We start from the raw sequence: 16,045 nt of genomic DNA, 5'->3' as shown, positions 1-16,045 counted from the left end.
ATAGGGTTTTTCCTTTTAACTTATCACGAAATGCTATATTATAGAAGCTAGACAATTAATATTAAAGTGTTCAGACTTGAAATTTACGATGGATAAGTTTTTTGCCCATGATTAGGGCAAAAGCTTTTAGGCTTAAGGAGTGTTATCGTGGATAATAAAGAATGGTATTTTGAATATGAAATTCAAGTCAACCGTCCTGGTTTATTAGGGGATATTTCATCCCTTCTAGGTATGCTTTCCATTAATATCATCACCATTAACGGGGTAGATGAAGGCAGGCGTGGGTTACTTTTGTTGGCCAAAGACAGCCGTAATATAGAAAGATTCGAGTCAATTCTCCGTACGATGGATACGATAAAGGTCATTAAGCTTAGGGAACCTAAATTACGTGATCGCCTCGCAGTCAGGCATGGACGCTATATCCAGCGCGATGCCGATGAGAAAAACACCTTTAGGTTTGTTCGTGATGAACTAGGCTTGCTTGTCGATTTCCTGGCCGAGCTATTTAAACAGGAAGGTCATAAATTGATCGGGATCCGAGGGATGCCCCGTGTCGGAAAAACTGAATCTATCGTAGCGTCGAGTGTTTGTGCAAATAAGAGATGGTTGTTTGTGTCATCGACCCTTCTAAAGCAGACTATCCGCAGCCAGCTTATTGAGGATGAATATAATAATGATAATTTGTTCATTTTAGATGGAATTGTTTCCACTCGCCGTGCAAATGAGCGTCATTGGCAGTTGATTCGTGAAATAATGAGGCTTGATGCTGTCAAAGTAATCGAACATCCGGATGTTTTTGTCCAAAATACGGAGTATACCCTCGAAGACTTTGATTATATTATTGAATTGCGAAATAATCCTGAAGAAGAAATAACATATGAAGTTGTCGACCAAAAAGACCAGTTTTCAGGGTCCGATTTTGGTTCCTTTGACTTTTAAAATGGCAGGTGTTTTATTTGACTGAGTTGGGTAATCGATTAAAGGAAGCTAGGGAAGCCAAAGGTCTTAGCTTAGAAGATTTGCAGGAATTAACAAAGATCCAAAAGCGTTACCTCATTGGCATTGAAGAGGGAAATTACAGTATGATGCCTGGAAAGTTCTATGTACGGGCATTCATAAAGCAATATTGTGAAGCGGTCGGATTGGATTCAGAAGAGATTTTCGAACAATATAAGAGTGAAATACCATCGATCTATAGTGAGGAATTGCCAGAACAGCTTTCACGGGTCCAAACCCGGAAAACCATTCCGGCAGGAGATTCAAAGGTTGTGGAATTGTTACCGAAGATTTTGGCTGCCGTTTTAGTCATTGGTGCGGCCGTATTGATTTGGGTTCTGGTATTGAACTATATGAGCAATCCGGATAACGATGACAAAAAGGACGCAAAACAGAGCGATGCCGTGGATTACAATAAAAGTGAAGAGTTTAACAAAGAAGAAGCTAATGCAGACCAAAAACAGACTGAAGATAAATCAGATTCATCTGAAAAGAAGAATGAAGATGATACAGCAGTCAAAGATGAAGAGAAAGAGCAAAATCTTGCCGTCACAAGTTCCAGCGGTAAAAATAGTACCTATGAATTAAAAAATACCGATACTTTTAAATTAAAGGTGACCTCCAAAGGCTCACCATGGGTCGGCATAAAAAATGGTGAAGGTAAATTACTTTTCCAGGGCACTATCGAAAAGGACAAAAGCCAGGAAATTGATTTCACCAATGAAAAAGAAGCTGTCATCAACATAGGCAGGGCATATGAAACTGAGATATATGTGAATGATGAAAAGCTGGAGTATTCCATTTCACCGACTGAAGTGAATACGCAATTGGTTACGATACAATTTACGAAAGCCGAATAGTCATCTTATAGATGACTATTTTTGCTCTATATAATAGTAAGGCGGCGGGAAATGGTTCACCCGGCATATAAGATTGGATTTTGAGTTAAATTATACATATAAGCATTATTTTGATCTAAGACGCATTGCCCAAATGGCAGGCGTAAATTTTGGAGGTAAAAGTTTTGAATCTGCCTAATAAGATTACAGTAGCAAGAATCTGTTTAATACCAGTATTTTTAATCATCATGCTCGTTCCTTTTTCATGGGGGACACTGACTTGGGGAGAATACAGTTTGCCAGTGGCACACCTGGCTGGAGCCATCCTCTTTATAATCGCTTCCACTACGGATTGGATCGATGGCCATTTTGCCAGAAAATATAATATGATTACTGATTTAGGGAAATTTTTAGATCCATTGGCAGATAAACTTCTGGTTTCGGCTGCCTTAATCGTTTTGGTTGATCTAGATTTAATGTACGGTCAATCTTGGATTGCCATCGTGATCATAAGTCGCGAGTTTGCAGTCACTGGATTGCGTTTGGTGTTAGCGGGTACAGGGGAAGTGGTTGCAGCGAACCAGCTAGGTAAAATTAAAACATGGGCACAAATTGTTTCTATTTCGGCTTTATTGCTGCATAACCTTCCATTTGCCCTCATTTCACTTCCATTTGCCAATATAGCATTATGGATTGCATTAATCTTTACAATCTGGTCAGGTTTGGATTATTTTATAAAAAACAAAGAAGTATTTGTTAATTCAAAGTAAAACGAATGGTGGTTTTGAAAAGATGGATGCAGAAATCATTGCAGTGGGCTCAGAGCTTCTTTTAGGTCAAATCAATAACACTAATGGAAGATTCTTATCGCAGCAGTTTGCGGAAATGGGGATCAACGTTTTTTACCATACTGTGGTTGGGGATAACGACCGCCGATTACAACATGCTATAGAAATCGCTGAATCGAGGGCGAACTTGATTGTTTTTACCGGTGGGCTTGGTCCTACCAAAGATGACTTAACGAAAGAAACGATTGCTCGCCATATCGGGAAAAAGCTCGTTTTTAATGATGAAGCTTTGCAATCCATTGAAGCTTACTTCCAAAAACGGGAACGGCCGATGACGGAAAACAACAAAAAGCAGGCCCTTGTCTTGGAAGGCAGTGAAGTGTTGGCAAACGATCATGGCATGGCCCCGGGAATGGTCTTGTCCAAATCCGGGATTACATATATGCTCCTGCCTGGTCCACCAAGTGAAATGGAGCCGATGTTTTTAAGTTATGGTTATGAAAAGATCATGAATAAATTGGAAAAGCATGAACGGATCGATTCCAAGGTTCTCCGGTTCTACGGTATAGGTGAAGCAGAACTGGAAACAGTGATTGAAGATCTCCTTGTCAATCAAACGAATCCGACAATCGCTCCGCTGGCAGCCGAAGGGGAAGTGACGTTAAGGATAACCGCCAAAGGCCCTTCCAAAGAAAAATGCGAAGAGCTTATTTTAGAAACGGAAAAAGAAATTCTTAGCAGGGTCGGCAAGTTCCATTATGGTAGTGATAATACTTCGCTAATAAAGGAACTTGTAAAAGAATTAACGGTCCGCAAGCTTTCAATCGCGGCAGCTGAAAGCTTGACCGGGGGGATGTTCCAAGAACAGCTGACAACCATCCCGGGCGCCGGTAAAGTCTTTAAGGGCGGAATGGTCTGCTATACGAATGATGCGAAGTCCGATGTCCTCGGCGTCAGTGATGATACCATATCTGTGTATGGGGTGGTCAGCGGTGAGTGTGCAATGGAAATGGCCTCTAATGTCCGGAGTAAGCTCGATGCGGATGTAGGCATAAGCTTTACGGGTGTTGCAGGGCCGGATGAACAAGAAGGCAAGCCTGTTGGTACAGTATTTATTGGCATTTCCTATCGCGATGGAAACACTCATTTCAAGGAGTTGAATCTTTCCGGTAGCAGGGCGCAAAACCGTATTCGGAGTGTGAAGTACGGCTGTCATTACCTATTAAGGGATTTATAAACGCCATAAGCAGAGCTTTAATACAGCTCTGCTTTTTATTTGGTTTTAGAAGTTTGTTTCTTGAAAAATAGGGAAAAAAGAAAAAAGTTAATTCAATGAAAATGTATTTTTTAGGGAGTAAGTGAAGCGAAATGGAAATTTCCTTAAGCTAAAACGCGTTTTTACAAAGGATATCCCGAAAGAAAAAACGAATGAATGTTCGACTTTTTGCTTGGCAAAATAGTAAAAAGAGTATATAGTAAAGATAGGTTTTGAGACAGGGTACAAACCTTGAACTCGAATAATTGCTAACGTAAGTACACCTTTAATCGGACAGCCGATTAGTTGAATATAGAGGAGGAAATTAAGTGAGTGATCGTCAAGCGGCTTTAGATATGGCGTTAAAACAAATTGAGAAACAATTTGGTAAAGGTTCGATTATGAAACTTGGGGAACAGACTGATCGTAGAATTTCAACGATCTCAAGCGGTTCTTTAGCATTGGACGTAGCGTTGGGAGTGGGCGGATATCCAAGAGGCCGGGTCATTGAGATATATGGACCTGAAAGCTCCGGTAAAACGACTGTAGCATTACATGCCATTGCAGAGGTACAAAAGACTGGCGGCACGGCTGCATTTATTGATGCCGAGCATGCTTTAGATCCAGCATATTCAGAAAAACTTGGTGTGAATATCGATGAGTTACTGCTTTCACAGCCTGATACGGGTGAACAAGCCTTAGAGATCGCTGAAGCGTTAGTTCGAAGCGGAGCGGTAGATATCATTGTCATTGACTCGGTGGCAGCACTTGTTCCTAAAGCTGAAATCGAAGGCGAAATGGGAGATTCCCATATGGGTCTTCAAGCCCGGATGATGTCTCAGGCACTTAGAAAACTGTCTGGTTCCATTAATAAATCAAATACCATTGCCATTTTCATTAACCAAGTCCGTGAAAAAATCGGTGTTATGTTTGGGAATCCAGAAACGACTCCGGGAGGCCGGGCATTGAAGTTCTATTCAACTGTTCGTCTGGAAGTGCGCCGTGCGGAACAATTAAAACAAGGTAATGAAATCGTCGGTAATAAAACGAAAATCAAAGTTGTAAAAAACAAGGTTGCTCCACCATTTCGCCAAGCTGAAGTTGACATCATGTATGGTCAAGGGATTTCACAGGAAGGTGAAATCATCGATATGGGTGCAGATCTTGATATCGTCCTTAAAAGTGGCTCATGGTATTCATACAATGAAGAGCGTGTCGGACAAGGCCGTGAAAATGCGAAGCTGTTCTTGAAAGAAAATCAGGATATCGCTCAGGAAATTTCTCAGAAAATCAGAGATCACTATAATCTTGATGGAGAGCATGAATTACCACCAGAAGAAAATGAAACAGAAGAGCATTTTGAATTGCTTGATTAATGATATTTGGAAAAGGCCTAAGTTATTCGCTTAGGCCTTTTCTATATATTTTGAGAAAAGTGTGAAATTTTCAGCGGAATAAATGCCATTGAAATCAGATTTACAGACTTCTTCCATAAAGAATGCTGTACATTATGATGGTTGATATTAAGAAAACTTGAATAATCATTGATACATAAGGGACAAACGCTTGACAATAAAAATTCTCAACTATACAATTAATATGTATATTTTACAATTTTTCAAACTAAAATTTTGAAAATTAAGTGCTGTATATTGAATTTATGTGCAATGTACTTGCCGACAGTTCAACATTTTATGTAAAAAGTTCATAGCAAGGGGAGGTGAAACGATGGAACCCATGACAATCATCTTCACTTTGCTTGGCCTAATCGTCGGTGCAGTTGTTGGTTATTTTATTCACAAATCAAAATTTGAGAGTAAAATAGCAGGGGCAAAGGGCTCTGCTGAACACATCCTTGAGGATGCAAAACGTGAAGCGGAAGCACTTAAGAAAGAAGCCTTGTTGGAAGCAAAAGATGAAATTCATAAAGTTCGTGCCGATTCGGATCGGGAAGCCCGTGAAAGAAGGAACGAATTACAAAAACAAGAAAATCGGTTATTGCAAAGAGAAGAGAATCTGGACCGCAAGGATGAAACGTTAGACAAACGTGAAAGCCTTTTGGAGAAAAAAGAAGATTCTCTAAACCAAAGACAACAGCATATTGAAGAGATGGAAAGCAAAGTGGACGAGACGGTTCGTAAGCAGCAAACAGAGCTTGAACGTGTTTCCGGTTTAACTCGTGAAGAAGCTAAAGCAATCATTATAGACCGAATGGAAAACGAGCTTGCTCACGATGTAGCGCTTATGATTAAAGAAAGTGATACCCGTGCCAAAGAAGAGGCTGATAAAAAAGCAAAAGAAGTCCTTTCTCTTGCCATTCAGCGTTGTGCGGCTGATCATGTTGCAGAAACCACCGTTTCTGTAGTAAATCTTCCAAACGATGAAATGAAAGGACGGATAATCGGACGTGAAGGTCGAAATATCCGGACGTTAGAAACGCTAACAGGTATTGACCTTATTATCGATGATACTCCTGAAGCTGTCATTTTATCTGGATTCGACCCAATTAGACGGGAAACGGCACGCTTGGCTCTTGAGAAACTTGTTCAGGACGGACGGATCCATCCGGCCCGCATTGAAGAAATGGTTGACAAAGCAAGACGTGAGGTGGATGAACATATTCGTGAAATTGGTGAACAAACAACTTTTGAAGTTGGCGTTCACGGTCTCCATCCAGATCTCATCAAAATACTAGGACGTTTGAAGTTCCGTACCAGTTATGGGCAAAACGTACTTAAACATTCAATTGAAGTGGCACAGCTTTCAGGTTTACTGGCCGCTGAACTTGGTGAGGACGAAGTTCTTGCCCGCCGTGCAGGTTTATTGCATGATATTGGGAAAGCGATCGATCATGAAGTGGAAGGCAGTCACGTTGAAATTGGCGTTGAATTAGCAACCAAATATAAAGAGCACCCAACTGTCATTAACAGCATCGCTTCACATCATGGCGATACGGAACCTACTTCCATCATTTCAGTGCTTGTGGCTGCCGCTGATGCATTATCAGCCGCAAGACCGGGAGCTAGAAGTGAAACGCTTGAAAATTACATTAGAAGACTTGAAAAACTTGAGGAAATTTCCGAATCCTATGATGGAGTGGAAAAATCATTTGCGATTCAAGCCGGACGAGAAGTGCGGATTCTAGTGAAACCCGAACAAATCGATGATCTTTCGGCCCATCGACTCGCACGTGATATCCGGAAAAGGATTGAAGAAGAGCTCGATTACCCTGGTCATATTAAAGTCACGGTCATCCGTGAAACAAGAGCAGTGGAATATGCTAAATAATCGTTAACGAAAGACGAAGTGGTGCAAACCACTTCGTTTTTTCTTTTTCGGATATTAATCGTCTAGCGTAATTCCTATAATTACCCCAAATTATGTTACAATACATACTTAAATAATTCATATAATCAGGTGAATCCAGAAAGGGTTTTACAATGAAATTGCTATTTATAGGGGATGTAGTGGGATCTCCAGGTCGTGACATGATCCAAGAATACCTTCCTAAGTTAAAAGAAAAGTATCGTCCGCATATCACGGTCATCAATGGCGAGAATGCAGCAAGTGGCCGGGGGATTACAGAAAAGATTTATCGCAGCTTTTTAGAGTGGGGAGCGCAGGCAGTGACCATGGGAAACCATACATGGGATAATCGTGATATCTTCAATTTTATTGATGAAGCGAAATATCTTGTCCGTCCAGCAAACTTTCCAGACGGGGTGCCCGGAGAAGGGATGAAATTTTTAAAATTGAACCAGCATGAAATAGCTGTCATCAATTTGCAGGCGAGAACGTTCATGCCGGATTTGGACTGTCCGTTCAAAAAGGCGGAAGAACTAGTGGCGGAGGCTCGAAAAAAGACACCGATCATCTTTGTCGATTTTCATGGTGAAGCGACAAGCGAAAAGCAAGCCATGGGGTGGTTCCTGGATGGTAAGGTTACAGCCGTCGTTGGTACACACACACACGTCCAGACAGCTGATAACCGTATATTACCTGCAGGCACCGCTTACATATCAGATGTAGGAATGACAGGACCATATGATGCCATCCTTGGTATGGAAAGAGAGGCAGTCATCCATCGGTTCCTGACCAGCCTTCCGGTTCGTTTCGAAGTCCCAAAAGAAGGACGGACCCTACTAAGCGGGGTTCTCCTTGAAATTGATGAGAAAACTGGCAAGGCAAAGAAGATAGAAAGGATCCTGATTAACGAAGATCATCCCTTTTACCATTGATTCGAACGGATGGACAGTCAAACTGCCATCCGTTTTTCCATTCTTTAATAAATGGTGTACAATCCCGGTTTTCTTTGTCATACAAGTTTTACTTGATGAATATAGTAGCAGTGGAAAGTGTTATAACTATTGAGCCAAGTTAGAATCGGCAGGGAAAACAAGGAGGACTAGGAATGGAAATATTAAAAGTTTCAGCAAAATCTAATCCTAATTCTGTAGCAGGCGCACTAGCGGGAGTGCTCAGGGAAAGAGGAGCAGCCGAAATTCAAGCAATCGGTGCAGGTGCGTTAAATCAAGCCGTCAAGGCAGTAGCAATCGCAAGAGGGTTTGTCGCACCTAGTGGAGTTGACTTGATTTGTATTCCTGCCTTTACAGATATACTTATTGATGGCGAAGAAAGAACGGCAATAAAACTAATCATTGAACCAAGATAATTGTGTTTGGGTGTCCTGTTTGTCGGATGGCGAGCAGGCTCTTTTTTGTCGTGACTTCCAAATGACGAAAGGTCCTTATCGCTTTATAATGGTATATATAATCATAAAAAAGGTACAGGAAGGGGGATTACATTGGAGATTTTTGATGCACATTGTGATGTGCTGATGAAGATGTTCATCGATCCGGATATTTCTTTTATAAATAGTGATAAATTACATATAACAAAGCGGGGTTTATTGGACGAAGGAGGAAAAGTCCAATGTTTTGCCATATATATTCCTGAAAAGGTCCACCCTGATATGAGATTTCAAGCTGCTTTGGCGATGGTGGATATATTTCATGAAAAGATTTTGTCGGAGCCGGAAATGAAATTTATAAAGACAAAGGCAGACATCGAATCTTTAAAAGAAAAGGAAATCGGTGCAATGCTAACTTTGGAGGGGTGCGATTGCATTGGGAATGATTTGTTGAAACTGAAAACCCTTATTCATCTTGGAGTATCCTCCGTAGGGCTAACTTGGAATCACGCTAACTTGGTAGCGGATGGGGCATTAGAAACAAGGGGGGCCGGCTTGACAGGATTTGGAACGGAAGTGGTCGCGCTACTGAATGAGAAGTCAATTTGGTGTGATTTATCCCATTTATCTGAAGCTGGATTTTGGGACACCCTAAAGTTGGCGAAATTCCCAATCGCCTCCCATTCGAATGCTTATCAGCTTTGTCCGCATCCGCGAAATTTAAAGGACGGGCAGATAAAAGCCCTTTTACAGAAAAATGGGGTGATCGGCGTAACCTTTGTCCCGCAATTTCTAGCAAATGGCCCGGTTACGATAAAGGATATCTTGAAACATATAGAGCATATATGCAGTTTGGGCGGGGAAAGACAAATTGGATTAGGGTCCGACTTCGATGGAATCGATCATATGGTAGAGAAGTTAACGTCATATAAGGATTATCATAACTTAATAAATGAATTGAACAGGCTTTATAGCAGTGAGTTTGTAAAAGGTCTTCTTTTTGATAATTTCAGTCGTAATTTTCCGCTTGAAAAGGAAATATCTTAAGTGATTTTCAATTCTTACTATATAGATATGAATAAATATTCTGAAAATATAAAAAATAAAAGCAAAAAGGTTGCAATTTGATGATTTAACCGATAGAATTGAAAGCGTTTAGTACACCTTTCCTAAATTAGAACGATAAATATACATAGTTGAATGTTCTAAGAGAGGTGCGGTTAAATGCATTTATATACGAACGTCCTAAAGGAGTGTAAGACATGATCAATCAACTTTCATGGAAAGTTGGCGGACAACAAGGTGAAGGTATTGAAAGTACAGGAGAAATATTCTGTATTGCCCTCAATCGCTTAGGTTATTACTTGTATGGCTACCGTCATTTCTCATCCCGAATCAAGGGTGGACACACGAATAATAAAATTCGTGTAAGTACTACGGAAACTCGTGCTATCTCTGATGATTTAGACATCTTAGTTGCTTTTGACCAAGAAACAATCGACGTCAATTATAAAGAATTACATGAGGGTGGCATCATAATTGCAGATGCAAAATTCAAACCTGTCTGCCCAGAAGAAGATACAAAGGCAGAATTATATATTGTTCCTTTTACGGAAATAGCAGCCGAATTAGGAACATCATTAATGAAAAATATGGTCGCCATCGGTGCGACATGTGCTGTTCTCGGAATGGAAATTTCCGTATTCAACGATGTGGTTGATGAAATATTCGGCCGTAAAGGCGAAGAAATCGTTAAGAAGAATATGGATGCCATTACTGCCGGATATAAGGCAATGGAAGTTTTGCTTGGAGAAAAACTGGGCGCGATGGAGCTGGAAAAGGCAGACGGCCAAAAACGAATGTTCATGATCGGAAACGATGCTATCGCTTTAGGCGCAGTTGCAGGAGGTTGTCGCTTCATGGCAGCTTACCCGATTACTCCGGCCTCGGAAATTATGGAATACTTAATTAAGAAACTTCCTCAATTTGGCGGGACGGTCATACAGACTGAAGATGAAATCGCTGCAGCCACAATGGCAATTGGTGCTAACTATGGCGGTGTACGTGCCATCACAGCTTCAGCTGGACCTGGTCTTTCCTTGAAAATGGAAGCGATTGGTTTAGCGGGCATTACCGAAACGCCAATTGTCATCGTCGATACTCAACGTGGCGGTCCATCTACGGGACTTCCCACAAAACAGGAGCAATCCGATTTAATGGCCATGATTTATGGTACACACGGTGAAATACCTAAAATCGTCATGGCTCCGAGCACTGTTGAGGAAGCTTTTTATGATACGGCAGAAGCATTCAACCTTGCAGAGGAATATCAATGTCCAGTTATCGTTTTATCCGACTTACAGCTATCATTAGGTAAACAAACGGTTCAGCCGCTTGATTACGGTAAAGTGGAGATAAGACGCGGTAAATTGGTGGACTTTGAAATTGAAGAGCCTGTAAACAAATCTTACTTCAAGCGTTATGAAGTAACGGAAGACGGAGTCTCACCACGGGTAGTGCCTGGTATGAAAAATGGAATTCACCATGTTACGGGTGTTGAACATGATGAAACGGGCAGACCTTCCGAGACGGCCTTGAATCGCAAATTGCAAATGGATAAACGGATGCGTAAGCTGAATAATTTAACTAACACATTCCAAACACCAGTATACAAAAACACACCGCATGAAGAAGCGGATTTATTAATTCTTGGTTTTAACTCAACACGCGGGACGATTGATGAAGCGATTGGCCGTTTAGAAACGGATGGAGTGAAAGTGAATCATGCGCAAATCCGTTTGATTCATCCTTTCCCAGCTGATGAAGTCCTATCATTGGTGCAAAGTGCTAAGAAAGTAGTAGTTATTGAAAATAATGCGACTGGACAATTGGCTAATATTATCAAGATGAATGTCGGACATGTTAATAAAATTAAAAGCATCCTAAAATATGATGGCAACCCATTCCTCCCGCATGAAATTCACACACAATGCAAGGAGATGTTCGAATATGGCAACGTTTAAAGATTTTCGGAATGATGTAAAACCAAACTGGTGTCCTGGCTGCGGGGATTTCTCCGTTCAGGCTGCCATGCAGCGTGCGGCAGCCAATGTAGGTTTGGAGCCGGAGAATTTGGCCGTCGTTTCCGGTATCGGCTGTTCAGGGCGTATATCCGGTTACATCAAGTCATATGGTTTCCACGGCATCCATGGCCGCTCACTGCCAATTGCTCAAGGAGTGAAAATGGCTAACCGTGAATTGACCGTTATAGCTTCAGGCGGTGACGGAGATGGTTTTGCAATCGGGATGGGACACACCATTCATGCGATCCGCCGTAATATCGATATTACGTATATTGTCATGGATAACCAAATTTATGGATTGACAAAAGGCCAAACTTCTCCTAGATCTGCTGCTGGATTTAAAACGAAATCCACTCCAGAAGGATCGATAGAACAGGCTGTTTCACCTATGGAATTAGCATTGTCAGCTGGTGCTACGTTTGTCGCTCAAAGCTTTTCCACTGACTTGAAAGACCTGACGGCGATCATTGAAGCAGGGATAAACCATAAAGGGTTCTCCTTTATCAATGTTTTCTCTCCTTGCGTAACATACAATAAGATCAATACGTATGATTGGTTTAAACAAAACTTAACTAAATTGAACACGATTGAAGGTTACGATTCATCAAATAAAGAACAGGCCATGCAGACTTTGATGCAGCATGACAGCCTTGTGACAGGGATCATTTATCAAGACTCTTCACGCCCTTCGTACCAGGAATTAGTGCCAGGGTATGCTGAAAAAGCGCTAAACAAATCAGATTTGACACTGGATCAAGCGCACTTTGATAAGCTTGTTGCTGAATTTATGTAAAAGTTAAAAGGTTCACCCCTTAAGATGGGGTGAACCTTTTTTTGTGATTAACTGGAAAGCTCAGTAGAGAGAATCACTATACTCTCTAAATTAGCTTACCACCAACCGTTATTACATCCACCGCCGAAGATATTGCAACGGTTCCTTCTGTGACAATGGCGGTCCCGATCACGGTCCCGATCACGGTCCCGATCGCGGTCGCGGTCGCGGTCGCGCCTATTACAGCCTCTCACAGCACGACAAAAATCGTCTGCGATTCTATCGTTGTCCCGATCCCGATCGTGGTGGTCATCGCGATCGTGGTGGTGATCGCGGTCACGCCTATTACAGCCCCTTACAGCACGACAAAAATCGTCTGCGATTCTTTTGTTATCTCTGTCCCGATCTCTATCCCGATCGTGATCCCGATCATGATTATTGCATCCACATGACATATAAGTCACTCCTTCATTGTTTTTGTTTTTGTTGTACAAGATATCTTATTCGAGAGCGGACAAGATGCTATAGAAACATGACCCATTTAACAAAAATGTACGAATGCCTAAAAATCATCATTATTAATGTGAAAAGGCCGGTACAAAAGTGATTATGGTATTTTTGTGATTGATTTTTCATATCTTTACATATTAAGGTAGATGAAAAAGCACAGCCCTATTCAGGGGGAATGTACATGTTGAGAGGTAAAATGAAAGCGATCGTCAAACATCACCGAGGTTATGGGGCACAATTACAAGTTGTCGATATCCCGGACATCCGTGATGACGAGGTCTTGATTCGAGTGAAGATGACCTCGATTTGCGGAACGGATATTCATATTTTCACCTGGGATGAATGGTCACAAGGAAGGGTGAGCCCTCCATACGTATTTGGGCACGAATTTGCAGGTGAAGTAATCGAGATAGGAGCAAGTGTCAGTAATGTTTCAGTTGGTGATTGTGTATCTGCCGAGACACATATAGTTTGCGGTACATGCAGGCAGTGCTTAACCGGACAATTCCATATCTGTAAAAAAACAAACATTATCGGTGTCGATAAACAAGGGTGCTTTGCAGAGTACATAGCTCTGCCAGCCAAGAATTTATGGAAAAATCCAAGTGATATGCCACTAGATATAGCTACCATCCAAGAACCGATGGGGAATGCCGTCCATTCAGTGCTAGCTGGCGAGGTGCTGGGTAAAACGGTGGCAATTATCGGTTGTGGTCCAATTGGGCTTATGGCGATTGCTGTAGCAAAGGCCGCAGGTGCTGATAAAGTAATCGCTCTTGATATTAATGATTATCGACTTCAGCTAGCCAAAAAGATGGGTGCCACACACCTCATTCATTCAATGAATCAGGATCCAGTGGAAATCACGAAAAGCATTACAAGTGGGGACGGGGTGGATGTTGTTTGTGAAATGAGCGGTAATCCAACAGCTATCCAACAAGGGTTCAAGATGGCGACCAATGGTGGAAGAATATCCATTCTAAGTCTGCCTTCTAAGCCCGTAACGATTAATATAACAGAGGATATCGTATTCAAGGGTCTTACTGTCCAAGGGATAACTGGAAGGAAGATGTTTTCAACCTGGCAACAGGTTTCAAGTCTGCTTGAAAGTGGCAAGGTTGATGTAAAACCAATGATTACCCATCGGTTTTCACTAAGTGATTTTGAAAAGGGATTTGAACTGATGATCAAAGGCCAGTGTGGTAAGGTTCTCCTTATACCTTGAACACCTGAAAAGGTGGAAATTGCATGGTCTGCATTTGAAAAATCTTGAAAGGGGAAAGCGTCTTCCAAACATGATAAGAAGAGGCTAAATTCGTCATAGCCTCTTCTTTCATGTTCTTATTTTCAATATTTGTGAAAATTTTCTTACAATTGAAGAAGCCACGACAGAATGATTGTTTCTTGCTGTTAAAAGCTTTATACTATGATAATGTGGATATATCACACTTAATAGCTAATATTTACTGGAAACTCTTGAAAAGGAATCCGTATAAATCCATTTGAAGATAGGTCTTGGAATAGTTGGTGAAAGAAATAAACTAACTATTTTGAAAGGAGATTAACTATGAACGAGAAACAACGACTAGAATCACAACAAGTACAGGCTGAGAATCCAGCGGACAAAAAATCCGAAAAGGACTTCAGTAAGTACTTTCAAGCCGTTTATATTCCGCCTTCCTTAAAGGATGCGAAAAAGCGGGGAAAAGAAGAAGTAGAATATCATGATGACTTTGCCATTCCTGAAGGTTTCCGCGGAATGGGAGAAGGTAAAAAGTTTTACATTCGTACTTTTGGCTGTCAAATGAACGAACATGATACAGAAGTCATGGCGGGCATCTTTATGGCACTTGGTTATCAAGCGACAGACTCGGTGGATGATGCTAACGTCATTTTACTTAACACTTGTGCGATTCGGGAAGGCGCAGAGAATAAAGTGTTCGGTGAATTGGGGCATTTAAAATCATTGAAATTGGAAAAGCCGGATTTATTGCTTGGGGTTTGCGGCTGTATGTCACAAGAGGAGACAGTTGTAAAGCGGATTCTAGAGAAGCACCATTTTGTAGATATGATTTTCGGAACGCATAACATCCATCGCCTGCCGCAAATTCTTAATGAAGCTTATCTTTCCAAGGAAATGGTCATTGAGGTTTGGTCTAAAGAAGGTGATGTAATCGAGAACCTTCCGAAAGTGCGTAAAGGAAAAACCAAGGCATGGGTCAATATCATGTATGGCTGCGATAAGTTTTGTACATACTGCATCGTACCGTACACGAGAGGGAAAGAAAGAAGCCGCCGGCCTGGAGATATCATCCAGGAAGTCCGTCATTTAGCGGCACAGGGTTACAAGGAAATAACCCTGCTTGGACAGAATGTGAATGCTTACGGTAAAGATTTTACGGATATCGATTATCGTTTCGGCGATTTGATGGATGAAATCCGCAAAATCGACATTCCGCGTATTCGCTTTACGACAAGCCATCCCCGTGATTTTGATGATCATTTGATTGAAGTACTGGCTAAAGGCGGAAATCTCGTTGACCATATCCATCTTCCAGTTCAATCGGGAAGTACGGAAACACTTAAAATCATGGCCCGTAAGTATACACGCGAACAATATTTAGAGCTAGTTAAAAAAATCAAGGAAGCTATCCCAAGTGCATCGCTAACGACGGACATCATTGTAGGCTATCCGAATGAAACGGAAGAGCACTTTGAAGAAACGATGTCATTATACCGTGAAGTTGGTTTCGATGCAGCATATACTTACATCTATTCACCACGTGAGGGAACACCGGCTGCGAAAATGCAGGATAATGTACCGATGGAAGTGAAAAAGGAACGTCTGCAACGCTTGAATGCCCTTGTAAATGAAACGTGCGCATTGAAAATGAAAGAGTATGATGGACAGATTGTTGAAGTGCTCGTTGAAGGCGAAAGCAAGAAGAATGCGGAGGTATTAGCAGGTTATACAACGAAAAATAAGCTCGTGAACTTCAAAGGACCAAAATCCGCTATTGGCAAAATCGTAAAAGTGAAAATCACCGGAACGAAAACATGGTCATTAAATGGGGATATGGTTGAAGAAGCAACGGCGATTGAGGTGGAGTAA

Annotated in this window: 14 protein-coding genes; all 14 read left to right on the top strand. The window is 41.5% G+C overall.

Annotated features, from left to right (window positions below; genetic code table 11):
- Nucleotides 1-147 precede the first annotated feature (147 nt).
- On the top strand, nt 148-939 hold the full coding sequence (locus tag J7I90_RS03755) for a DUF3388 domain-containing protein (RefSeq protein ID WP_034313530.1): 792 nt from the start codon (nt 148-150) through the stop codon (nt 937-939).
- 17 nt (nt 940-956) lie between these two features.
- Nucleotides 957-1,856: a RodZ domain-containing protein gene (locus J7I90_RS03750; RefSeq protein ID WP_214768481.1), complete on the top strand. Its 900-nt coding sequence runs from the start codon at nt 957-959 to the stop codon at nt 1,854-1,856.
- Between the two features lie 164 nt (nt 1,857-2,020).
- On the top strand, nt 2,021-2,605 hold the full coding sequence (gene pgsA / locus J7I90_RS03745; protein ID WP_034313524.1) for a CDP-diacylglycerol--glycerol-3-phosphate 3-phosphatidyltransferase: 585 nt from the start codon (nt 2,021-2,023) through the stop codon (nt 2,603-2,605).
- A 22-nt stretch (nt 2,606-2,627) separates the two neighbouring features.
- Nucleotides 2,628-3,860, top strand: coding sequence for a competence/damage-inducible protein A (locus J7I90_RS03740; RefSeq protein ID WP_214770048.1), 1,233 nt, complete (start codon nt 2,628-2,630; stop codon nt 3,858-3,860).
- A gap of 347 nt (nt 3,861-4,207) precedes the next feature.
- Nucleotides 4,208-5,254 carry a recombinase RecA gene (gene recA, locus J7I90_RS03735; protein WP_034313522.1) on the top strand — a complete coding sequence of 349 codons (1,047 nt, stop codon included), beginning with the start codon at nt 4,208-4,210 and terminating at the stop codon, nt 5,252-5,254.
- Nucleotides 5,255-5,606: 352 nt separating this feature from the next.
- Nucleotides 5,607-7,166 (top strand): ribonuclease Y, encoded by a 1,560-nt coding sequence (gene rny, locus J7I90_RS03730; protein ID WP_063231807.1) that lies wholly within the window; start codon nt 5,607-5,609, stop codon nt 7,164-7,166.
- A 152-nt stretch (nt 7,167-7,318) separates the two neighbouring features.
- Complete coding sequence (locus tag J7I90_RS03725; RefSeq protein ID WP_063591644.1) at nt 7,319-8,116, top strand: TIGR00282 family metallophosphoesterase; 798 nt, start codon at nt 7,319-7,321, stop codon at nt 8,114-8,116.
- A 173-nt stretch (nt 8,117-8,289) separates the two neighbouring features.
- Complete coding sequence (gene spoVS, locus J7I90_RS03720) at nt 8,290-8,550, top strand: stage V sporulation protein SpoVS (protein ID WP_029281188.1); 261 nt, start codon at nt 8,290-8,292, stop codon at nt 8,548-8,550.
- A 132-nt stretch (nt 8,551-8,682) separates the two neighbouring features.
- On the top strand, nt 8,683-9,615 hold the full coding sequence (locus J7I90_RS03715) for a dipeptidase (protein WP_214768480.1): 933 nt from the start codon (nt 8,683-8,685) through the stop codon (nt 9,613-9,615).
- Between the two features lie 215 nt (nt 9,616-9,830).
- Entirely contained in the window at nt 9,831-11,591 is a 1,761-nt protein-coding gene (locus tag J7I90_RS03710; protein WP_214768479.1) for a 2-oxoacid:acceptor oxidoreductase subunit alpha, read from the top strand.
- On the top strand, nt 11,578-12,444 hold the full coding sequence (locus tag J7I90_RS03705) for a 2-oxoacid:ferredoxin oxidoreductase subunit beta (RefSeq protein ID WP_096338178.1): 867 nt from the start codon (nt 11,578-11,580) through the stop codon (nt 12,442-12,444). The genes J7I90_RS03710 and J7I90_RS03705 overlap by 14 nt, the downstream gene beginning before the upstream one ends.
- A gap of 155 nt (nt 12,445-12,599) precedes the next feature.
- Complete coding sequence (locus J7I90_RS03700) at nt 12,600-12,875, top strand: hypothetical protein (RefSeq protein WP_214768478.1); 276 nt, start codon at nt 12,600-12,602, stop codon at nt 12,873-12,875.
- 242 nt (nt 12,876-13,117) lie between these two features.
- Nucleotides 13,118-14,158 (top strand): L-threonine 3-dehydrogenase, encoded by a 1,041-nt coding sequence (gene tdh, locus J7I90_RS03695; protein ID WP_214770045.1) that lies wholly within the window; start codon nt 13,118-13,120, stop codon nt 14,156-14,158.
- Nucleotides 14,159-14,500: 342 nt separating this feature from the next.
- The gene (gene miaB / locus J7I90_RS03690) at nt 14,501-16,045 is read left to right on the top strand and encodes a tRNA (N6-isopentenyl adenosine(37)-C2)-methylthiotransferase MiaB (RefSeq protein ID WP_048684706.1); all 1,545 of its coding nucleotides are present in this window, start codon (nt 14,501-14,503) and stop codon (nt 16,043-16,045) included.

Source organism: Bacillus sp. ISL-57 (assembly GCF_018613135.1).
Classification (GTDB): domain Bacteria; phylum Bacillota; class Bacilli; order Bacillales; family DSM-1321; genus Peribacillus; species Peribacillus frigoritolerans.
Note: the sequence above shows the minus strand (reverse complement) of the source record. Positions and strands in the feature narration are given on the sequence as shown.

Bases quoted from the DNA above. Each gene is read 5' to 3' on its own strand.
- J7I90_RS03740 (WP_214770048.1), top strand. From the start codon at position 2,628: ATGGATGCAGAAATCATTGCAGTGGGCTCAGAGCTTCTTTTAGGTCAA.
- J7I90_RS03700 (WP_214768478.1), top strand. From the start codon at position 12,600: ATGGCGGTCCCGATCACGGTCCCGATCACGGTCCCGATCGCGGTCGCG.
- rny (WP_063231807.1), top strand. From the start codon at position 5,607: ATGGAACCCATGACAATCATCTTCACTTTGCTTGGCCTAATCGTCGGT.
- J7I90_RS03725 (WP_063591644.1), top strand. From the start codon at position 7,319: ATGAAATTGCTATTTATAGGGGATGTAGTGGGATCTCCAGGTCGTGAC.
- spoVS (WP_029281188.1), top strand. From the start codon at position 8,290: ATGGAAATATTAAAAGTTTCAGCAAAATCTAATCCTAATTCTGTAGCA.
- J7I90_RS03705 (WP_096338178.1), top strand. From the start codon at position 11,578: ATGGCAACGTTTAAAGATTTTCGGAATGATGTAAAACCAAACTGGTGT.
- J7I90_RS03710 (WP_214768479.1), top strand. From the start codon at position 9,831: ATGATCAATCAACTTTCATGGAAAGTTGGCGGACAACAAGGTGAAGGT.
- miaB (WP_048684706.1), top strand. From the start codon at position 14,501: ATGAACGAGAAACAACGACTAGAATCACAACAAGTACAGGCTGAGAAT.